The following is an 18,744-nucleotide window of genomic DNA, read 5'->3' on the forward strand; positions in this document are numbered from 1 at the left end:
AAATATCATGAGAGAGATCGCCACTACCAATCCAGGACCCGGCGCAATGACGGTGTCCGGCATGTTGCTCGGAAGGGCACAGGAATCACCCACCACGCCCCTCCTGCGCTACGGTTCCATCCGCCGCGACGGACAACAGATGGTTCAAGCGGTTGCGCGCGCTGGCGACGTCCTGCTCAAGCATGGAATCCACGCAGGCGATCACGTTGCTTTGATGTCCGCAAACCGGATCGAACTGCTTGACTTCATCCTCGGCTGTGCCTGGATCGGGGCCGTTGCGGTTCCGATCAATTCAGCGGCCCGCGGAGAGCAGCTCCATCACATTCTCTCCAACTCCAAGTCATCCCTTCTCATCACCGAGACCCCCTTGCTGGAGCATGTAAATCGCCTTCCCCAGCTTCCGGAACTTCGCCAAATATGGGTCGTCGAAGAGCCTGACGTCCCGGTAGAAACCGGCTATCCGGTTTCTGCACTGCCCACCTCAGCTACGGAAGCTGAACCCGCCGACGTTGCTCCCGGCGACACAGCAGCAATTCTCTACACCTCCGGAACGACCGGCGTATCAAAGGGCGTCCAATGTCCTCACGGACAGTTCTACTGGTGGGGTACAAATGTAAGCCGGCAGCTTGAGATCACTGATAGTGACGTCCTGTACACCTGCCTGCCGCTCTTCCACACGAATGCCCTCAACGCATTCAGCCAGGCGCTCGTCAGCGGAGCCGAATATGTCCTTGGACCGCGCTTCTCCGCGTCACGATTCTGGTCGGACGCCCAGGAAGCGGGAGCAACGTTTACCTACCTGCTCGGCGCCATGGTCAGCATCCTTGCCAGTAAGCCGCCTGCTCCCGGCGACCGGGATCACGGTATTGCCGCTGCTTTGGCCCCTGCAACCCCAGCTGGATTGCTGGACGATTTCCGGGACCGTTTTGGAGTGACGCTGATAGACGGCTACGGCGCCACCGAAACGAATTCGATCGTGGCTGCAAGCAGGTCTGAGCAGCGTCCTGGCTTCATGGGAAAGATTCAGCCCGGGTTCACCGCCCGCGTAGTGGATGAATACGGCCTGGAAGTCCCGGCGGGTGAACCGGGCGAACTGTTGCTGCGCAGCGACCAGCCTCATGCATTCGCAACCGGTTACTATCAGATGCCCGAAGCTACGGTCCAGGCATGGAAGGACCTATGGTTCCACACCGGGGACCGCGTCGTGATAGAGCCCGACGGATGGCTGCGGTTCGTGGACAGGATCAAGGACGTTATCCGACGCAGGGGCGAGAACATCTCCTCCGCTGAGGTCGAACAGGTCCTGCTTGAGCACCCCGCCATCAGCGAAGTAGCGGTGTACGCCGTGGACTCTGAACTCGGAGAAGACGAGGTCATGGCGGCCATTGTTCCCAAAGGCCCGGTAGATTTCCGCGAAATCGCAGAATTCTGTGAGCCGCGGCTCGCGAAGTACGCCATCCCCCGCTTCATGCTCGTGCGCGAAGCTCTGCCCCGCACCGAGAATGGAAAAGTGCGCAAATCCGTCCTGAGGGACGAAGGTAAAGAAGCCGCTCAGTGGGACAGGGAACTGGAAAAGACCCGCGAACAGACGCCCGTACTCAGCACACCGGTACTCAAATAAGAACGCAAAAGCTAACGGGCACCGTCGGACGCGATTCGAGCAGACAAACCGCGCTGACGTGGAAGCGCTGGCAAAGAAACAACCCTCACAGGACTACCGGTTGGTGGGCGTTTTTTCACAGCTTGCTGCTCCTAAACCAAGTACAAGCATTCTTCATCTAAAAAGCCCACGCTCGTCTTTCCACAATCAGCCCTACGCAACTACACACAACCCGCCGGGTTACCCTCCTTCGCCAAAGTACGGGAGATGACCGGCAGGATTTGAATACAGATGGGAGCAAGGAATGCAGACCACTCACACCCCTTCCCGTGAGGCCATCCTGAATGGGTTCGCCGAGGAACTTATGACTGCCGGCCTAACGCGCGTACCCGTGGCGCCGCTGCGGGACCGGGTCACGGCCATGACCACGCAGGACGCGTATGAAGTCCAGGAGGCCCAGCTGCGCCGGCACCTCAATGCCGGCCGGGTACTTGCTGGCAGGAAGGTTGGTTTGACCTCACTGGCCATGCAGGCCCAGCTCGCCGTCGATGCCCCGGACTTTGGGTTCTTTTTCAAAGACATGGTCCACCACGAAGGTGCGCGGATCCCTGCTGATGGCTTTATAGCCCCGAAGGTCGAGCCTGAGTTCGGGTTCATGCTCAAGGATTCGCTGCAGGGCCCGGGTGTGACCTACCAGCAAGCCGCAGCCGCGATCGGGGCGGTATACCCTGCGATGGAGATCATCGATTCCCGGATTGCGGATTGGGACATCCGTTTGGTGGACACAGTGGCGGACAATGCGTCCTGCGGAGCCATCGCCGTGGGGCAAAGCCCGTTGGATGTCCCTTTAGACCGGCTCACTGAGGTCGAATGCGTGCTGCGCATCGATAACCATCCGGCCGAGACCGGCACCGGTAAGGCCGTTATGGGTGATCCTATCGAAGCGTTGGTTTGGCTGGCCAACGTCCTCGGAGAACAAGGGGTGGCCTTGACCGCCGGCCAGCTTATCCTTCCGGGATCTTTCACGAAGGCTCTTCCGGTCGTGGCGGACAGCAGTGCAACAGCTGATTTTGGGGACCTCGGGTCCCTGACTATCCACTTTATCTAGCCCGGCGCCACGTGCAGCCGAAAACAATCAAAGGAACCCGAATGGCTAAGAAGACTGCCGCGATCGTCGGCTCCGGCAACATCGGCACCGACTTGATGTTCAAGATCATGCGCCGCTCGAAGAACGTCCAAGTCAGGTACATGATCGGCATCGACCCGAACTCGGATGGCCTTGCCCGCGCATCACGCCTGGGCGTAACCGTCTCCGCCGAAGGCGTCGACTGGCTGCTTGCTCAGGAGGAGAAGCCGGACTTCGTGTTCGAATGCACTTCCGCCAAAGCCCACGCCGCCAATGCCCCAAAGTACCGCGAAGCCGGCATCCGCGCGATTGACCTGACCCCGGCCGCGGTAGGGCCCTACGTTGCCCCCGTGGTCAACCTGGAGTCCCTCAATGACACCATGAACGTGAACATGATTACCTGCGCCGGTCAGGCCACGACGCCCATTGTGGCGGCGATCTCTTCCGTCGTCCCAGTGGATTATGCGGAGATTGTTGCTTCTATTGCCTCCAAGTCCGCCGGCCCAGGCACCCGGGCCAACGTGGATGAATTCACCGAAACCACCGCAGAGGCACTCCAGGTTGTTGGCGGTGCCAAGCGAGGCAAAGCCATCATCATCATCAATCCGGTCGAACCTCCAATGATCATGCGCAACACCATCTACTGCGCCATACCGGCCGCGGCCGCCGAACCCGGGAACATCCAGGAGCGGATCCGCGCAGCAATCAATGAGGCAGTTGGCAAGATCCGCGAATACGTTCCCGGCTACGAACTGCGAGTTGAACCGCAGTTCGACACTGCACGCGAAGACTGGAACGGCGCCGGACGCGTCGGTGTCTGGGTCCAAGTCAAGGGAGCGGCGGACTATCTGCCCGAGTACGCCGGCAATTTGGACATCATCACGGCGGCCGCGACCCGCACCGCAGACCTCCTCGCCGAGAAGATGGACAGCTCTGAGCTGGTCACTGCCGGCATCAACAACATTAGGAGCCAGTCATGACCCACTCCCTGGACACCAGCTTCAATGTCCGATTGACAGATACCACCCTGCGCGACGGCTCGCATGCAATGAGCCACCGGTTCACCGAACGCCACGTACGCAGCGTAGTCCGGGCGCTGGATGATGCCCGCGTAGAAGTCATCGAGGTGTCCCATGGGGACGGCCTCGGCGGCTCTTCCTTCAACTATGGCTTCTCCCTTACTCCTGAACTGGACCTGATCAAGGCGGCCGTGGACGAAGCCACGCATGCCAAGATCGCCGTGCTCATGCTCCCGGGCCTTGGCACCATCCACGACCTGAACAGGGCTTACGATTCCGGTGCCACCGTGGCCCGGATCGCCACACACTGCACCGAGGCCGACATCTCAATGCAGCACTTCGCCCATGCCCGGAAGCTGGGCATGGAGACCGTTGGCTTTCTGATGCTCTCACACCGGGTTGGACCCGAGGACTTGGCCCAACAGGCCCGCATCATGGCGGATGCCGGCTGCCATTGCATCTACGTCGTCGATTCGGCAGGAGCGCTGATCCTTGAGGACGTCGGCGACCGCGTTTCCGCGCTCGTGACTGAGTTGGGTGACGACGCACAAGTTGGCTTCCACGGGCATCAGAACTTGAGTTTCGGTGTCGCCAATTCCGTGTTTGCGGTGCGCGCCGGCGCCAAACAGATCGACGGCACCCTCGTCGCCCTCGGTGCCGGAGCGGGCAACTCTCCCACCGAAGTGCTCGCCGCCGCGTTTGACCGCCTGGGAATAAAGACCGGCGTCGATGTCCAGGGCCTCATGGCTGCAGCTGAAGACATCGTCAAGCCCATCATTACCCGGATGCCCGTCATGGACCGGGCTTCCATCATGCAGGGTTATGCAGGGGTTTACTCCTCCTTCCTCATCCACGCCGAACGTGCGGCGGAACGCTACGGCGTGCCGGCTTGGAAAATTCTGCAGGAAGTTGGAAACGCGGGGTACGTCGGGGGCCAGGAGGACATGATCGTCGATGTCGCCGTAAACCTGATGGCCGGAAGCAGGTGAGTCAAGAGGGAATAAGGCCCTCTGTGATGCCCCTTCGGCGCTGAGATGGGGGCAGCAAGTTCCAAGAACAACGGCAACGCCAAAACCCTCCAGACGCTGTCCATAGGCTGGCTTGCGATCCTTGGAACCCTTCCGGGGCCTGCAACGAGTGAGGGAGGAGGACATATCTCTCAACCCCGCTACCGCGTAAGAACGACGGGTAAGGAAGGATTCATGCCCTGCCGGATCCACCACAGGCGTGCGGGGCTTTACTGACGGCAAGGGCGTCGATGTCGTTGGCAAGGCCACTTGCGACGGTTCACTGATGGCGCTTGCCGTGCGCGGAACCTTGGTACTGTTCGGCACAATCTCGGGCCCTGTGCCACCCGTAGGCTTCCAGCGCCGGATCGCTGAAGGTTCGACATTCCTGACCGCCCCAGCCTGGCTTCCTACCTGCAAAATGCAGAGGAACGTCGTTGGCGGTCCGGTGAGATCTTCGCTGCCGCGTCCAACCACAACCTCAAAGTCTCCATCGGCGCCACGTATCGGCTATCTGAAGCCGCCCAAGCCCACCGAGATCTGGAGGGACGTCGCATCGCAGGTAAAGGGCTCCTTATCCCATAACCAATAAATGAACTCCACCACCCTGACCCCGAGGCAAGTGGCTGCCCCTAACACCGTCACCCGTTTTGAATGAAAGAAAGTTGGTTGAAAATGACACAGGAATTGGTTGAGCATTACCACCACCCTTCGGACCGAAAATTCGACCGGCTAACGCGTCAGGGGGCGCCGGCAGGCAATAAGGCCTTCATTGAAATGCACCAGGCCGCTTTCGATCCTGAGGGTGAGGTTCCGCTGAAGTTTAAGGAGCTGATGGCTTTGGCCATTGCCCTGACAACACAATGCGCTTGGTGTATCGAAGCACATAGCAAAGGTGCCAAGGCACAGGGCGCTACCCCCGGGGAAATCGCTGAGACCATCACGTTGACAGCAACTATGCGTGCCTCTGCCGCAATGGCGCACGGCAGGATGGCTTGGAAGTTTTTCACCGCAGAGGCCTAAACAACGGCACCCCAAGGGATGCACCAGGCCTGTGGAGTTGGCCCGGATCGTCCCGCTCATAGAAAGACCATTGACGATGACAGAAAATGAACCCAGTACGCCCGGACCGCGGCGTCCGCGCAGTGTTCGAGGGACCGATAAGCGGTTGGTTATCAGGGTCATGACGGCGGGGGCTCGCGGCTTCGATGCTCATGACGGGTTCCGCCCTTCCGGCGGTGTCTGCTCAAGATGCCAAAACTGGCTAAGCATCTAACCGCCCAGCCCCAGTTTTAGCTGCACGCAGTGCCCAAATCATCAAGGTGGACGGCCTGGAGTTTCGTCACCTTGACGGCAGCGGCGACTTGACGCCGTACGAAGACTGGCGCCTCATCCCGGGCCAACGGGTCAAAGTCCTCACAGCCCGGACAGCCATGGCATCCGAGGTCGACCAAGGACTGGAGGCATGGTGGACCAGGCGATAAAAAACGAAACGGGGAGCAAACCAGTAGTGGTTGCCCGAGAGCTCTACCGCTTCTACGCGCAGGAGCACTAAGTGAAGGGCAAAAGGTTCCTCTTGACCTTCTTGCGTTTGTTGGCAAGAGGAACCTTATGTCCCTCGCTGATTTGCGGGAGGAATTGCGGGAACCGCTGGCAGTGCCCCAGCCGACGCTTCCACGCCTCACCCGGCGGCTCGGGTGCTTTTGGAGCCGACCCATTCTCCGGATAATGCACGAATTCGCGCAACTTGCCCTTGGGTTGGAATCTGTCCCTGTCACACCCCAACCTGACGTCGGGTCGTCCTGGCCAGGGAGGATTCGCCTGTCGGCGGAGCCCTGGTCTTGTTCCCAGACATATGCCGAGCTACAAGAGGTGACATTGCCAGCCACTGCCCCAAGAAGTTTCCATCAAACCCCGATTCTTGGACTATTTCTATGATTCCCGGGCTAGCGCAACGCGGTTTCCGGTCTCCCGACTGTCAGGGTGGGATCTGAGAACATCACGCAGCCAGTGTCTATAAAACGGATCTTTGCGCTATTCGGACACCAACGCAGGTCGGTGCGTCCAATTTCGCTTGCCGTAGTAGGACTGCCGGCCGGCGGCCGTAAGTGACCCCGCGCTACCCGCCACCCCCGTCCTACGCGGCTACGGCGAGGCGACCTCCGAGAGACCTCGACGCGCGTGGCGGGTAGCGGATCCTCCTACGGTTTCTGCTGCCTAGGGCATAACCCGCAAACGACTTGACCGAAAATCCGTTATCGGCATTCGGAAAGAGCAGCGAAATGCGCGCAGGTGACGGGTTACGGCCGGCTGCTTCGGTTCCTGCAAGCCTAGGTGTCGGTGAGTCGGTGGCCTAGTACGACTTGACCGTAGACCGTGGAAACGTGCATTGGATGCAGGAAACCTACTCAGTGCGCTTCGGGCTTGTCCGAGCCACGGTTGTCTCCTCCTTTTAACTTTTCCCGTGAAGTATGTTCTCCGGCTCGGCCAGGGCGGGTGGGATGTCATGTTGGTGACGGGAGAATCAATGAAGGGCAGTGAGGATTCGGGCCAGCCATATGACGGTGGGGCGAGAACCACTCCGATCAAAATCAGGGGATCCTCTAAAGTTTCCGTCCCGCGTGTGTGGAGAGGAAGTCGAAGGTTTTGTCGCGCGCCTTGCGTGCCTCGTCAAAGTTCAGGTGGAATTGGTATTCGTGTGGCAGCTCAGGCTCGTGCGTGGCGGGCCAGAAGAGCTCGGTCACCGGGACTCCGGCGTCCTTGAGCCGGTTGCTGTAAGGAACAGACTGCAACCACGTGAGCCCGTCACCGTTGCCGCCGCTGATAAAGGTCGGCGGGAAGTCGTCGGTCACGAAATCGATGGTGGACATGGTCGCCCCAGCGTAGGTAGCTGACCAGTCTTTCGTGCCTGTATAGGCCCACAGGGACGTCTTGAAACCCCAGGCTACGACGCCGCTGAGATCCGCCATGGCCCGAAGGTCGTAGACACCGCAATGCAGGACAGTGGCCGCCAGATCTGACTTCTGCAGCGTAGGTTGGATTCCCATCAAGTTGGCGTACTCGGGATTCACGGTCAGGGTGGTCATCTGGCTCGCGAGCTGCGCGCCGGCAGAGTCACCGGCCAGGACGATGCGGCTGGTGTCCACGTTCAGCTCCGCGGCGTGGGCCTTGATGTAGGCAAGAGCCTCGTTGATGTCCCGCACAGCCGTGGGGTAGGTGGCCTCAGGGGCGACCGGATAGCTCATGCCAATGGTGGTGTAACCCTCGGCCGCGATGATCTGGAGATACGGATTCACATCTCGCTGGGCTCCCGAAATCCAAGCGCCACCGTGAATCCACACCACAGTAGGAAGTGGTGCGGTGGTCCCTGCAGGACTGAAGACATCGAAGGTGGAACCTGGCTTGTACATGACGCCGGCTTGGGTTTGCAGCGGTGTATCCGGAACGTACGGCGTCATTTCGTCGATGGTCGCCTGTGCCCCGCGCTCAAAAACACTCCGGATCAGCATGGCCGAAGGCCACGGAGTAGCCGAAAGCGCCAGCGCGACAACCAGCACCAGCAAAATCGCCAACTCAAGCTTCCTCAATCGCGAGGATCGTTGACGCTTCCGAGGAACTCGAGGAAACGAACCAGCAACTACTGATTCGCCCTTCGCCGTCCTGCCCTCGACGGTTTCTACCGGCCCCATGACACACTCTCCCCCGTTAGGTGTACCTCCGACCATGCTAGAACGCCTCGAGAAGATTCATCGTCACATAACCAAAACCTTTGGGCTCGGCTCGTCATTAGCGTTGGGCGGCTGCTCCGCTGCCCAGTCGGGAGCACAGCGATCGGAACGGCAGGTCGAACGCTCGGTCAATCTTCGGCATCAGCCCAGCCGCGGATGCGGCGTGCGTGGCCAACCCCGAAGCCGTGGTCGGGCGGACCCTGCCGGCGGCAGCGTCCGGCGAGATGCCGGCGGGCACAGCGGCGGCACTGGACCAGGCAGCTCAGGAGGGGCTTTCGAACACCTATTCCGCTGGCGCGATCGGGAAGTACCTCCCCGGTATTCCGCGTGGGAATGACGTCACAATCCGCATGCTGTTGAACACGACGAGCGGGATCGCCAGTTACTCCATCGACCCACTTTCCAGCAGGAAATCTTCTCCAACCCGTCCAAGCAGTGGAACCCGGACGACCTCATCGCCATGGGTCTGGCCCTCCCCCGGCCGCTCGAGCCCGACGCGAAGTTCGACTACTCCAACACCAACACCCTCATCCTGGGCAGGCTCATCGAGAAGATCACCGAAACCACCTATGCCGATGCTCAAAAGACCCACATTTCTGATCCCCTCAGCCTCACCGGCACATCACTGCCCGGGAGCGACGGTGCACTGCCCGTACCCCATCCGACCGGGCTCACCCTCCATAGGCTCCCGGAGGGGCAGACGACGCCGCAGGATGCCACCGCGCGGAAGCCATCCTGGGGTTGGACTGCCGGCGCGCTGACCTCGACGGCGGCGGACATGCTCACCTACGGGCGGGCGCTCGGTACCGGCCAGGGGCTCCTGGAACCTAAGACCCAGGCGCTGCGGTTGGCATCGATCCCAGGCCCTGCCGGTTATGGGCTTGCTGGCGGCTGCATCGACGGATGGCTCGGGCACTCCGGTGAAATTCCCGGGTTCAACACATCCCTGTACTACGACACCCGCTCGGACACGACAGTGGCCAATTTAGCCAACAGTGACATCCTCTCGGGAGACTGCACCCAGTCGCCCACCCTCCTGAGCAACCCGACACAGCTGCCGTGCATGGATCCAGCAGGCCGCATCCTCATCGCGGTCTCCGCAGCGCTCGGCCGTCCCTTCATGCCGAACCCGAAGTCCTAGCCGCCAACAGGGGTAGCGCCGGCAAGACAGGCTGAGCGTTTTGGGTCAGCGCAGAATTTCGACGAGCGCGACCCAGGAGAAGACGACGGCGCCGATTAGTGCCACGATCGTGGCCAGGGCCACCACGAGCAGGCCTGCGGGAACCGCCAGTACGAGCAGCACGCCGCCCACGGCGTAGATGACGAGCGGCAACACGAAGGATGCGATGTGCTGGGTGTCCCAATCGCTCCGGCGTCCGGGACTATCGTCCTGCAGGATCGCCCGACCTGCGAGGGCCGCGACCACCCCTCCAGCCAAAGTGCCGGCCAGGACTTCCGTTCCGAATACCCACAGTGGCTGGTCCGGGATGAGCGCCGCGCACGCCAGGACCACACCAAGGATCAGTGCGGAGATGGCCGCGCCGGCGCGGGCGGCCAGTCCGCGGGACTCCGCTATTTGCTTGATGTTCACGGAGAGGGCCACGATCAGCAGCCCGCCGAGCGCCGCACCGGCTCCCGCGATGGCCACGTTAAACTCCCCCCACGAGGCCAGCGCCGTTTCCATGGAATCAGAGTATCGACACGCTCGTGGCGGGCGGAAGGCAGCCCTCGAGGCAGGGGCCCTCCCGCACCCGCTGATCCGGGACTGTGGGCGTACCGTCGGGGTCCGGCGCGAGGTGTCCCGGTCAGGCAAGCACCCGGCCCGGCCGGCAGCACCGTGAGCGGGCCGCGCACCCATAATGGGACCATGAACGATGGGGACGTGGCGGGGTCACCAAGGCACCCGAAAGCGTGCCCTGGACGAGATCGACGACGGCGGACGACAGCTCTGGCCTTTCCTGCTCATCTGGGTCCTGGCATCCTACGTCCTGCTGCCCAGACTTAACCGGCTGCTGACCGGGATCTACCTTCCCAGCTACTTCATTGGCCGGACCAGAACCTCTGACGGTTTGCTCGGAGATCCGGTTAACCTGGCGGTGATCGGAACACCGGAGCGGCTGCGGGCATCGATGCTAGCTTGATAGACCACCCAGCCGGCCAGGAGCGTCAGGAGAAAGAAGAATGCCCGCCGGGCCCATGAGGAAAAAGGTTTCCGGCGCACTGCAAGACCGCGGTCCGGGGCTTGACAGTACTGACGAGCGGCCGCTTTCTCTGCTCGTTGAGGCGGCGCCGGCCAGAGGACAAGCTGGCTCTCGCAGTATGGGAGGTTGGTGTATCGTGCGTCTAGCGTGTCCACTCCGTAGGAACCTTCGCTATCATCAACGGTTCCGTGGTTGGGCTGTAACCATCTCCGGCCTCTTTTGTGTGGAGGTCACCGCTGAGCAGGGTTACCTCTCTGGTTCCGGCGGCTTTGAGCCAAAGGGCGCTGTCCCGGTTCTGGGGGTCGAGTTGCCGTGACCACACGAGGTTGTTGTCGACCAGCAAGAGGACCAGCCCCTCGGTGGAGGCTCGGCACCGGACGCTGCCGTCGGCCAGCTGGGCTTTGAGTACTACGTCTTGAAGATCCGGAGTGCGGGCAGGCTTGAAACCTCGTCCCAGCAGTTCCAGCGCCGGCAACGGCCACCGCTGGCCGTCCGCCTGCCCCGCGACGGCTGGTTGTGCGGCCTCGAATGCCAGAGCAGCGTAGTACAGGATCCCGAAAGAGCCTTCTATCCCGACCGTTAGCCGGTAACCGAAGCCCTTCAGGTTAGGTGAAGCTATGTACATGCCGGTGCCCCCGCCCGCTGTGAAAGAAGGGCATGCCCGCCCCCTCAGGAAAAACGATAGTTTGCATGCACGCAGCAGGGAATGGAATAACTCCATCAATCCGACAAATTGCGGAAATCTTGAGACAGGCCTCCGGCACCCGCATCGTCCTGCCATCCGGTTAGCGGCCCCGCCGAACCGCTCATGCTGTGCATGACCGATTAGGGGACGGAAATTAGGGGACGGAAATGCGGGGATACGGTGCCGTACTAGTGAGTAAGCGATTTCTTCGTTATGGTTGATTTGTCGGGCGGCTGGGGGGCCGGAGCGCATTGGCGCGCTTTCATCAGGTGACGCGAGCCCGAGGCCCTGTGCTTTGGGCGGCATAAGGGGAAACCATGACCGGAACATTTGAGCTCTACAACGTCGATCGAATCTTTTACGGCTTTAGGCTCAAGGCCGCCGACGGGTCCGTTGTAGCGGTGTCAGCACGCTACCCGGACAAGGAATCCGCAGTCCAGGGGATCCGGACGGCGCGCGAGTGCGCCGCGACCGGGCTTATCAGTGATTGCTGCACCTCGGGCACCTAAGCACCCTTCAGAAAACTGCCGCACCCGCCAAAAGAAGAGGGCCGTGACCGGCTGGATCGAAGATCCGAGCCTAGGCCTTCTGTGACGACCAGCGCCCCGACAAAGAGCATGCGCGCCGACGCTGGCCGTTTGAGGGCCATCTGATTGTCAGCCTTCACACTCGATGCAGTAGGAGTGCCCGTCGCTCTCATGTGCCAGCTGGGAGCGGAGACGGACAAGGAAACACGAGGAGCAGGTGAATTCGTCCCTGCCCTGGGGTATGACCTGGACGATGACTTCCTCGGAGACGATTTCTCCGCCGGGTGTCAGGCCCTCGTCAAAGGCATCGCTTTCCTCCAGTTCGGTAACCACGCTGCGGGCATCGGGGGCGTCGGCGGTCTGCAGATCTTCCAGGGAACGTTCCTGGGATGTCTTGACCTCGGGGCGGACTTCGTCGTAATCGCTGGCCACGCGGCGCTTCTCGTTTCTGTCGTTCGTCTTGTGCTGTCTTCGACGTGACTGCAACGCACACAGTTGTGTCGTTGAACCCGCTCCGCCGTCAGGGACGGGCAGGCATTTGGCGCAGACTCAATAGGGACTTCCCGTGGACTTCCTTGGGACTATCCCAGCATCCTCATGAGGGTCACCGGCACCCCTCCGGAAAGCACACTCCTGCAACTGCCTATGCGTACCTATACCCCTAAGCGACACGCCCCAAATAGGGGAGGCCAGTGTCACGGGTTGGGAAATGCCACGGTTTAGCGTTGGGCCCATCACCCGTCGCGACCTTAACGCAGGTTGCATAGTTTGACCGGAGGATGCGTGGAAAAGCCCAACTTTGTGCGCCTGCCGCTCGGGATTTCGCTGACGGTTGTTACCGGGCTGGTCCTGACGGCTTCGGTCGCTGGACCTGGCCAGCCCGCACCCTCGGCCCAAACCGCCGACGCGACGGTCTCGGTCGCCGGACCTCGCCAGCCTATACCCTCGTCGCAAACCGCCGACGCGCGCCCCGGGCCGGTGCCGGGCAGGACGGTGGTCGACGCGTCCGTTCTTGTGGACATGCGTACCCGCGGGGCGGGGGCGGTCCCGACGGACGCGAGGTGGCAGTACATCCACGGTGCGGAGGCGTTCAATACCCGGCTGGACACACGCCTTCTGACCATGCTGGATGCCTATGCCGGTGGCCGCCACGACCCGTCGGTACAGACCAGCGCCGCCGAGGAACCCCTCAAGGACGGAATGACGGTCGCACACGAAGTAGTGCTGGCCACCGGGGCGATCGTCGGGTCACGCCTCGTGCAGGCAACAATGAACGAAGGGCGCGCGGCCGAACACAGCGAGGAAGTCACCTACGAAGACCTCAGCACCGGTGTCATTTCCGGCAGCCCGTCCCTGATCAACCCCGAAAAGATCGGCGCGCTGCGCGACATGCTCCGGACGGTGCCACTCCCGGCCGCCCCGCCGGCCCCGGAGCAGAACTCGACACCAGCATCTGCTGCCGGAGAACTCGGCACTCCGCCTGCAGAACCGACGCCGGCTTCAGAACCAACGGCGGGAACGGGGCCAATCCCGGATGACCGGCTGCTCTCTGCGGTCACGTTTACCTCCGACGGGGACGTCAGCATCACGGTCAGTCAGGATCCCGATACCGGCGCCCGGCTCTCTGCACCCCAGACGGTCACCCTCAGCACGGATGCCACGGGCCGGGTCCTCTCGGCGGCCGGGCAGGCACTTCGCCGGCAGGTCATCGCCGGTACTCCCTTCAATGCCCCAGATCCGTCGGGTGTCGAGCACATCAACTGCGACCTTGTTGCTTGTGCTGCGCTGACTTACGATGACGGGCCGAACCCGCAGACCGCGAGGCTGCTCGAAATCCTGGAAAAGCACAACGTGAAGGCCACATTCTTCGCACAGGGCGCCTACGTCCAGACACACCCGCACGTTGCCAGGTCGATAACTGCCGGGCGCCATACGATCGCGAACCACACCTTGAACCACCCGTACCTGACCAAGCTCTCTTCATCCGGCATCGCCCGGGAGGTCCAGGGGGCGCAGGCTGCCATCGAGACAGCGACCGGCGTCGTCCCGGCCTACCTGCGTCCACCCTACGGCGCGACGAACGCCAGTGTTGCCGCATCCGTTGGGCTCCCCCAGGTCCTGTGGGATGTCGACTCAATGGACTGGCAGTCCCGCAACAAGGCCCTGTACATCCCGCGGATCCTCAGCCTGGTCAAACCCGGATCCGTCATTCTCCAACATGATGTCCACGCCGCCACCGTCGACGGCCAGGACGAGCTCATCACACAGCTTCAAGCCAAGGGCTACTACCTGGTCACCCTGCCACAGCTTTTCGCCGGCATCGACCTGAAGCCCGGGGGAACCTACAAATGCCGCGGCACAGCCCCCGGGTGCACACCCGGCCGCTGACCGCCGTTGCACCAGCAGGCACACAGGCCTGGCCGCCCTGACCATCTTCGATGCTCTCGTCGTAATCCTGACCGGGCACGGATACGAACAGAGCTACTGGAGGGGTCTCCTCCGCGCTCGTCAGGTGGCGGAATCTCCATTATCGGCGTTTGGAAATGCCGGGGGACTTTACCAGTCCGTCCAGGCCCGCCAGGGTACGGATCTTCGATCCAGAAAACCTCCACACCGCTGCCATATATCAGCCCTCGATGCTGAGGGGACCGTTCCGTCCCCTTCCGGAGAGTCACGGAAGGGGGCGTTGCCTCTCAACATCGTTGTGATCGTAACCGGTGAGACCTTCAACAACAGCCAATTGGCCGGTGTCAGGGACGCCAGGGAATTGAACCTGCGCCTCAGCAGCTGCAGAAGGCTGCTTCGCTGAGCGCATGCGAAGAAGCGCGACCGCGGAAATGAGGAACCAGACGATATTCGTGACCACGGACGGCCATGCTTCGTAGAATGCGCCATTGACAATGAATGCGCAAGCACCCAGGAGATTTGCCGTCTGGAAGCCTTTGCCGGCCTTCAGCCAACCCATGGAGACAGCCAGGTACGCGCTGAGTATCGCAACGGCGCCTGCCCAACCGGCTATTTCCCACAGCAGTTCCATGGAGTCCCCTTTCAAAAGTGGTCCTTCGCTTAACATGCTTTGTCGACGAATTTTGTTTAGAGCTGAATGAGGTTGGTACGTTGGTCAGCAGCCTGAACACCTGTCGGCAAGCGAGAGGGAATAGATGTGCTCTGGATATGGGACAGCGGCGTCCCACCAGTGTCGAGCGATGCTGCTGCCAGCTCTTGCCTGAACCACTCAAGCGGCCGGGCGGATCGGGCGATCCGTTCCGTTCCGCCCGAGGCAGGTTTGTCCAGGTTTTCCGCCCCGCTGCCACCTTAAGGTTCATGCTCATCTAACAAACGGAACTACCCTGGATCGCCGTACGTACAGCCATGTTTTGTCACTCATGGACACGAGAGGAGCAATTCCATTCTCATGAATCGAATTATGTTCAAGTCCAAGATTCACCGCGCAACCGTCACACACGCCGACTTGCACTACGTCGGGTCAGTCACTGTTGATTTGGACCTCCTAGATGCTGCCGACATCCTTCCCGGCGAACTTGTGGCCATCGTTAACGTAACCAACGGCGCCCGTCTGGAAACGTATACCATCGCGGGTCAGCGCGGGTCGGGCGTGGTCGGAATCAATGGGCCCGCGGCTCACCTGATGCACGAGAACGACATCGTCATTCTCATCACCTACGCCCAGATGACTATAGAGGAAGCCAGGGACCACGCCCCACGGGTAGTTCACGTGGACCAGCACAACCGCATCATCGGCCTCGGCCAGGACCCTGCCCAGGCCCTTACCCCCGGGCTGCTTCGTCCCCCGTTCGCGCTGGATAACGCTGCTTTCTGAAGGACGGACGCCAGCAGCAGCCCGTCGGCCCGTGACCACTCGCCATATCGATACTTCACCCAGCGCTTGTCCAACTGGTGCAACGCAAGGTGCCGAGCCAAAGCGCTCTGTCCGAATGAGGCACACCCAAACCTGACGTCGGGGACGCCTGATCAGGGAGATTCAGGCTGCCGGCCGAGGGCGGTCTTGTTTTGGGATGCCCGCAGAGTCGTCGCAAGAGGTCTCATCCCAGCCCCTGCGCCAGACACACGTCATCAAATCCGGATTCTTCGGGCTATTTCGAGGATTCTCGAGCTGTCGCATCCCGATTCCACGTCCCTACCTCTGTCAGGATGAGATCTGAGAGCGTCGTGAGCCACTGTCAGTAGTACGGAGTTCCGCGTTATTCTGACGCCGATTCAGGTCTTGACTTTGGATTTGGCGCACTAGACGAGGACGGGCAGACCGGCGGCCACAAGTTGCCTCACTCCGCCCATCCTCGTACAACGTAACTCGACGGCGATGCGCTCCCGGAGACCCGATCGCTACCCTGACGGAATTTGCATTTAGGACGATTCACTTCTGAATGTGGGCCCAGCCGGATCAGGCCGGTGAATACCACGTGAACTCAATCCGCCGCGGGCTTGGACAAAGAGCTGACTGTTTATGCAGCATGATCAGGCCACGCTGTGCTGTCCCATCGAATGGGATAGACCACGGCTGGCGGGTTCGTGAGCCGCGCTACCTCCAGGTCTTCAAAATCAAAATCCAGCAGGCTGCGGGTTCCGTTCCTGGCGTCGATGATCCAGACCATGCCCATCGAGGGCAGGGTATAGCTCACGTGCCCACGATGAATTAGCCTGCCATCTCGCCCATGCCTCGATCTCATCCCCAGGCGATAACTCCGAACATGAACGGACTATCCAGTCCTCGATTACGGCCATGATCACACGCCCCCTTGCGACAATCTTTATGCTCCTGATTTGAAGATTGGCCTGGAAAGTTGCACCTTCGTTTCCGGCGGGTGATTTTCCTGTATCCCTACTTCCCCGGGTATGGCTGGGCAGGGTAAGCCACTACCCCACGGTAGCTGCCCCTTCAAGCGCGGGACGGGAAAATTAGTACCAGAAACCGGCAATTCTGGGGCTAGTTGGGTCCTATCCCGCAACCTAAGGTTGGTGAAGATCCGACACCAACACCTTGCCTTTGCCATCCCGTTGATCGCTAACGGCAAGGTGTACCTCGACCTGCTGGTCCCCTGAAGGTTTGGCTTCGCCGACGGTGAAGAGACGCAGTTCGAGAAAGCTAATGACGATGACGAGATTCGCTAAAGGGGAGCCTTGATGCATGAGGGCCTGCAGTACCAGCACACGACTAACGAGGGCCTCGTCGGTAGGACTTCAGCACCTGAATGGCTGGCAGATGCGGTCATCTACGAGATCTATCCGCAGTCGTTCGCGGACTCGAACGGTGACGGGATAGGTGACCTGCCCGGAGTGCTGCGACATCTGGACTATCTCCAGTGGCTGGGCATGAACGTGATCTGGTTCAACCCGTGTTTTGCCTCACCGTTCCGCGACGCCGGGTATGACGTTTCGGATTACGTCACTATCGCGCCCCGATATGGGACGAATGCGGACATGATCACGCTGGTAAAGGAAGCGAAGGCGCGCGGAATCAGGGTGTTGCTGGATCTCGTCGCAGGCCATACATCAATTGAACATCCATGGTTCCGTGCGTCGATGAACGATCCTTCCGATCACCGCTACATCTGGTCGGACCGGCCAAGAGAGGCCTTCGTGGCCGCACCGGAAGGCCCCAGGGGCTGGTACATGAAGAACTTCTTCCCGGAACAGCCCGCCCTGAACTTCGGATACTCAAGACTGGCACCTGACGAGCCCTGGCGGCAGCTGCCGGACGCTGCGGGACCCCAGGCGAACAGAGCCGCACTGAAGGAAATCATTGGCTACTGGCTTGACCGAGGCGTCGCCGGGTTCCGGGTGGATATGGCCTTTTCATTGGTCAAGGACGACCCTGGCCTGGTCGAGACCACGGCTCTGTGGCGAGAGGTGGGGGAGTGGATGCGGCAGGCACATCCTGACGCAGTCCTCCTCCCGGAAAGCGATGAACTACGAACGGTCGACGCCGGCGTGCGGGGCAACTTCGATGCTGACTTCTCACTCGTAATCCACGAGGAACACAGTGCGCTCTTCAACAATGGCGGCGCGGGCCTGTTGCCCTGGCAGCAGGAGGTTGAGCCGTGCTATTTCGATCCCGACGCCGATGTTGACGAGGGCAGGCGCGCATTTGAGAGGTTCCTGGGCCTGTGGAACCACCATCTCGAAACTAACGGTCCCGATCGCCTCGTCGTGCTGCCCTCATCCGATCACGACTTTTTCCGACTGGTATGCGGGAACAGGACCATCGAGCAACTTCCGGCGGTTTTCACCTTTCTCCTGACCTGGGGCTCCATTCCCTCGATCTACTACGGCGACGAGATTGGCATGCGCTATCTGGAAGAGGCTCCCGAGAAGGAAGGCAGCATCTGGACCCCTGCCTTTAACCGCGCTTCCTGCCGCACGCCAATGCAGTGGGACGACAGGCTTCCGAATGCGGGCTTCTCGACCGGATCCACGGAAAGCCTGTACCTTCCGCAGGACCCCGACGCCGACCGGCCTACCGTGGCAGCGCAACTGGATGATGCCCACTCGCTCTTGCGTTTCGTTCAAGGCCTGGTGCAGCTGCGCCGTTCGGTTCCTGCCCTGGGAACCAGAGCGTCCAGAACCGTGCTCTCTTCCGGCTATCCGCTCGTATACCTTCGCGACGAAACCCATCTGATCGTCGTCAACCCACTCCGCCAGGCAATGGAAGTGAAAGTCGAAATGCCTGCGGGTACGGCCGCACGGCACCTCTTCGGGCCCGGCGTCGGCCTTGACGACGGCGTGATCTGCGCGACCGGATTCGGTTGCGGCGTATTCGAACTGGCATCGCTCCGAGAGCAAGGGCGGAGCTGACACCGGCAAACGGCAGC

General features: G+C 61.2%; 18 protein-coding genes. 12 read left to right on the top strand and 6 right to left on the bottom strand.

What is annotated here, in order from left to right; genetic code table 11:
- Positions 1 to 7 precede the first annotated feature (7 nt).
- From FDW83_RS10595 to FDW83_RS10620, 6 genes are all read left to right on the top strand, one after another.
- Positions 8 to 1,621 (top strand): ATP-dependent acyl-CoA ligase, encoded by a 1,614-nt coding sequence (locus FDW83_RS10595; RefSeq protein ID WP_138138051.1) that lies wholly within the window; start codon positions 8 to 10, stop codon positions 1,619 to 1,621.
- Positions 1,622 to 1,904: 283 nt separating this feature from the next.
- Positions 1,905 to 2,708 (top strand): 2-keto-4-pentenoate hydratase, encoded by an 804-nt coding sequence (locus tag FDW83_RS10600; protein ID WP_138138052.1) that lies wholly within the window; start codon positions 1,905 to 1,907, stop codon positions 2,706 to 2,708.
- A 41-nt stretch (positions 2,709 to 2,749) separates the two neighbouring features.
- A complete protein-coding gene (locus FDW83_RS10605; RefSeq protein ID WP_138138053.1) occupies positions 2,750 to 3,706 on the top strand; it encodes an acetaldehyde dehydrogenase (acetylating) in 957 nt (318 codons plus the stop codon).
- Complete coding sequence (gene dmpG, locus FDW83_RS10610) at positions 3,703 to 4,734, top strand: 4-hydroxy-2-oxovalerate aldolase (protein WP_138138054.1); 1,032 nt, start codon at positions 3,703 to 3,705, stop codon at positions 4,732 to 4,734. The genes FDW83_RS10605 and dmpG overlap by 4 nt, the downstream gene beginning before the upstream one ends.
- Positions 4,735 to 5,244: 510 nt before the next feature.
- On the top strand, positions 5,245 to 5,337 hold the full coding sequence (locus FDW83_RS19740) for a hypothetical protein (RefSeq protein ID WP_370281222.1): 93 nt from the start codon (positions 5,245 to 5,247) through the stop codon (positions 5,335 to 5,337).
- Positions 5,338 to 5,427: 90 nt separating this feature from the next.
- Positions 5,428 to 5,775, top strand: a complete 348-nt coding sequence (locus FDW83_RS10620; RefSeq protein ID WP_138138055.1) for a carboxymuconolactone decarboxylase family protein — start codon at positions 5,428 to 5,430, stop codon at positions 5,773 to 5,775.
- A gap of 1,580 nt (positions 5,776 to 7,355) precedes the next feature.
- Here FDW83_RS10620 and FDW83_RS10625 read toward each other — a convergent pair.
- The gene (locus FDW83_RS10625) at positions 7,356 to 8,324 is read right to left on the bottom strand and encodes an alpha/beta hydrolase (RefSeq protein WP_240720947.1); all 969 of its coding nucleotides are present in this window, start codon (positions 8,322 to 8,324) and stop codon (positions 7,356 to 7,358) included.
- A 568-nt stretch (positions 8,325 to 8,892) separates the two neighbouring features.
- On the opposite strand from FDW83_RS10625, the gene FDW83_RS10630 reads away from it, so the two are divergent.
- Entirely contained in the window at positions 8,893 to 9,621 is a 729-nt protein-coding gene (locus tag FDW83_RS10630; RefSeq protein WP_255469943.1) for a serine hydrolase, read from the top strand.
- Between the two features lie 45 nt (positions 9,622 to 9,666).
- Here FDW83_RS10630 and FDW83_RS10635 read toward each other — a convergent pair whose 3' ends face one another.
- Positions 9,667 to 10,164: a hypothetical protein gene (locus tag FDW83_RS10635; RefSeq protein ID WP_138138058.1), complete on the bottom strand. Its 498-nt coding sequence runs from the start codon at positions 10,162 to 10,164 to the stop codon at positions 9,667 to 9,669.
- Positions 10,165 to 10,354: 190 nt separating this feature from the next.
- On the opposite strand from FDW83_RS10635, the gene FDW83_RS10640 reads away from it, so the two are divergent.
- Complete coding sequence (locus tag FDW83_RS10640) at positions 10,355 to 10,621, top strand: hypothetical protein (protein ID WP_138138059.1); 267 nt, start codon at positions 10,355 to 10,357, stop codon at positions 10,619 to 10,621.
- 202 nt (positions 10,622 to 10,823) lie between these two features.
- Here the strand turns inward: FDW83_RS10640 and FDW83_RS10645 are convergent, their stop codons facing one another.
- Complete coding sequence (locus FDW83_RS10645; RefSeq protein ID WP_171027536.1) at positions 10,824 to 11,405, bottom strand: hypothetical protein; 582 nt, start codon at positions 11,403 to 11,405, stop codon at positions 10,824 to 10,826.
- A 278-nt stretch (positions 11,406 to 11,683) separates the two neighbouring features.
- Here FDW83_RS10645 and FDW83_RS10650 point away from each other — a divergent pair, with 278 nt between their 5' ends.
- Positions 11,684 to 11,875 (top strand): YegP family protein, encoded by a 192-nt coding sequence (locus FDW83_RS10650; protein WP_138138061.1) that lies wholly within the window; start codon positions 11,684 to 11,686, stop codon positions 11,873 to 11,875.
- 147 nt (positions 11,876 to 12,022) lie between these two features.
- Here FDW83_RS10650 and FDW83_RS10655 read toward each other — a convergent pair whose 3' ends face one another.
- A complete protein-coding gene (locus tag FDW83_RS10655; protein WP_138138062.1) occupies positions 12,023 to 12,325 on the bottom strand; it encodes a DUF4193 family protein in 303 nt (100 codons plus the stop codon).
- A gap of 351 nt (positions 12,326 to 12,676) precedes the next feature.
- Between FDW83_RS10655 and FDW83_RS10660 the strand changes: the two genes are divergently transcribed.
- Positions 12,677 to 14,281, top strand: a complete 1,605-nt coding sequence (locus FDW83_RS10660) for a polysaccharide deacetylase family protein (RefSeq protein ID WP_240720948.1) — start codon at positions 12,677 to 12,679, stop codon at positions 14,279 to 14,281.
- A gap of 283 nt (positions 14,282 to 14,564) precedes the next feature.
- Here FDW83_RS10660 and FDW83_RS10665 read toward each other — a convergent pair whose 3' ends face one another.
- Entirely contained in the window at positions 14,565 to 14,930 is a 366-nt protein-coding gene (locus FDW83_RS10665; RefSeq protein ID WP_138138063.1) for a YgjV family protein, read from the bottom strand.
- A 378-nt stretch (positions 14,931 to 15,308) separates the two neighbouring features.
- Between FDW83_RS10665 and panD the strand changes: the two genes are divergently transcribed.
- Positions 15,309 to 15,734 (top strand): aspartate 1-decarboxylase, encoded by a 426-nt coding sequence (panD, locus tag FDW83_RS10670; protein ID WP_171027537.1) that lies wholly within the window; start codon positions 15,309 to 15,311, stop codon positions 15,732 to 15,734.
- Between the two features lie 643 nt (positions 15,735 to 16,377).
- Here the strand turns inward: panD and FDW83_RS19295 are convergent.
- Positions 16,378 to 16,554, bottom strand: a complete 177-nt coding sequence (locus FDW83_RS19295) for a hypothetical protein (protein ID WP_205754672.1) — start codon at positions 16,552 to 16,554, stop codon at positions 16,378 to 16,380.
- Between the two features lie 502 nt (positions 16,555 to 17,056).
- On the opposite strand from FDW83_RS19295, the gene FDW83_RS10680 reads away from it, so the two are divergent.
- Positions 17,057 to 18,727, top strand: coding sequence for an alpha-amylase family glycosyl hydrolase (locus tag FDW83_RS10680; RefSeq protein ID WP_138138064.1), 1,671 nt, complete (start codon positions 17,057 to 17,059; stop codon positions 18,725 to 18,727).
- The last annotated feature ends 17 nt before the right edge of the window (positions 18,728 to 18,744 follow it).

The organism is Pseudarthrobacter sp. NamE2 (assembly GCF_005796205.1).
Classification (GTDB): Bacteria; Actinomycetota; Actinomycetes; order Actinomycetales; family Micrococcaceae; genus Arthrobacter.

Bases quoted from the DNA above. Each gene is read 5' to 3' on its own strand.
- FDW83_RS10665 (WP_138138063.1), bottom strand. From the start codon at position 14,930: ATGGAACTGCTGTGGGAAATAGCCGGTTGGGCAGGCGCCGTTGCGATA.
- FDW83_RS10605 (WP_138138053.1), top strand. From the start codon at position 2,750: ATGGCTAAGAAGACTGCCGCGATCGTCGGCTCCGGCAACATCGGCACC.
- FDW83_RS10600 (WP_138138052.1), top strand. From the start codon at position 1,905: ATGCAGACCACTCACACCCCTTCCCGTGAGGCCATCCTGAATGGGTTC.
- FDW83_RS10680 (WP_138138064.1), top strand. From the start codon at position 17,057: ATGCATGAGGGCCTGCAGTACCAGCACACGACTAACGAGGGCCTCGTC.
- FDW83_RS10620 (WP_138138055.1), top strand. From the start codon at position 5,428: ATGACACAGGAATTGGTTGAGCATTACCACCACCCTTCGGACCGAAAA.
- FDW83_RS10640 (WP_138138059.1), top strand. From the start codon at position 10,355: ATGGGGACGTGGCGGGGTCACCAAGGCACCCGAAAGCGTGCCCTGGAC.
- FDW83_RS10635 (WP_138138058.1), bottom strand. From the start codon at position 10,164: ATGGAAACGGCGCTGGCCTCGTGGGGGGAGTTTAACGTGGCCATCGCG.
- panD (WP_171027537.1), top strand. From the start codon at position 15,309: ATGAATCGAATTATGTTCAAGTCCAAGATTCACCGCGCAACCGTCACA.
- FDW83_RS10650 (WP_138138061.1), top strand. From the start codon at position 11,684: ATGACCGGAACATTTGAGCTCTACAACGTCGATCGAATCTTTTACGGC.
- FDW83_RS10595 (WP_138138051.1), top strand. From the start codon at position 8: ATGAGAGAGATCGCCACTACCAATCCAGGACCCGGCGCAATGACGGTG.
- dmpG (WP_138138054.1), top strand. From the start codon at position 3,703: ATGACCCACTCCCTGGACACCAGCTTCAATGTCCGATTGACAGATACC.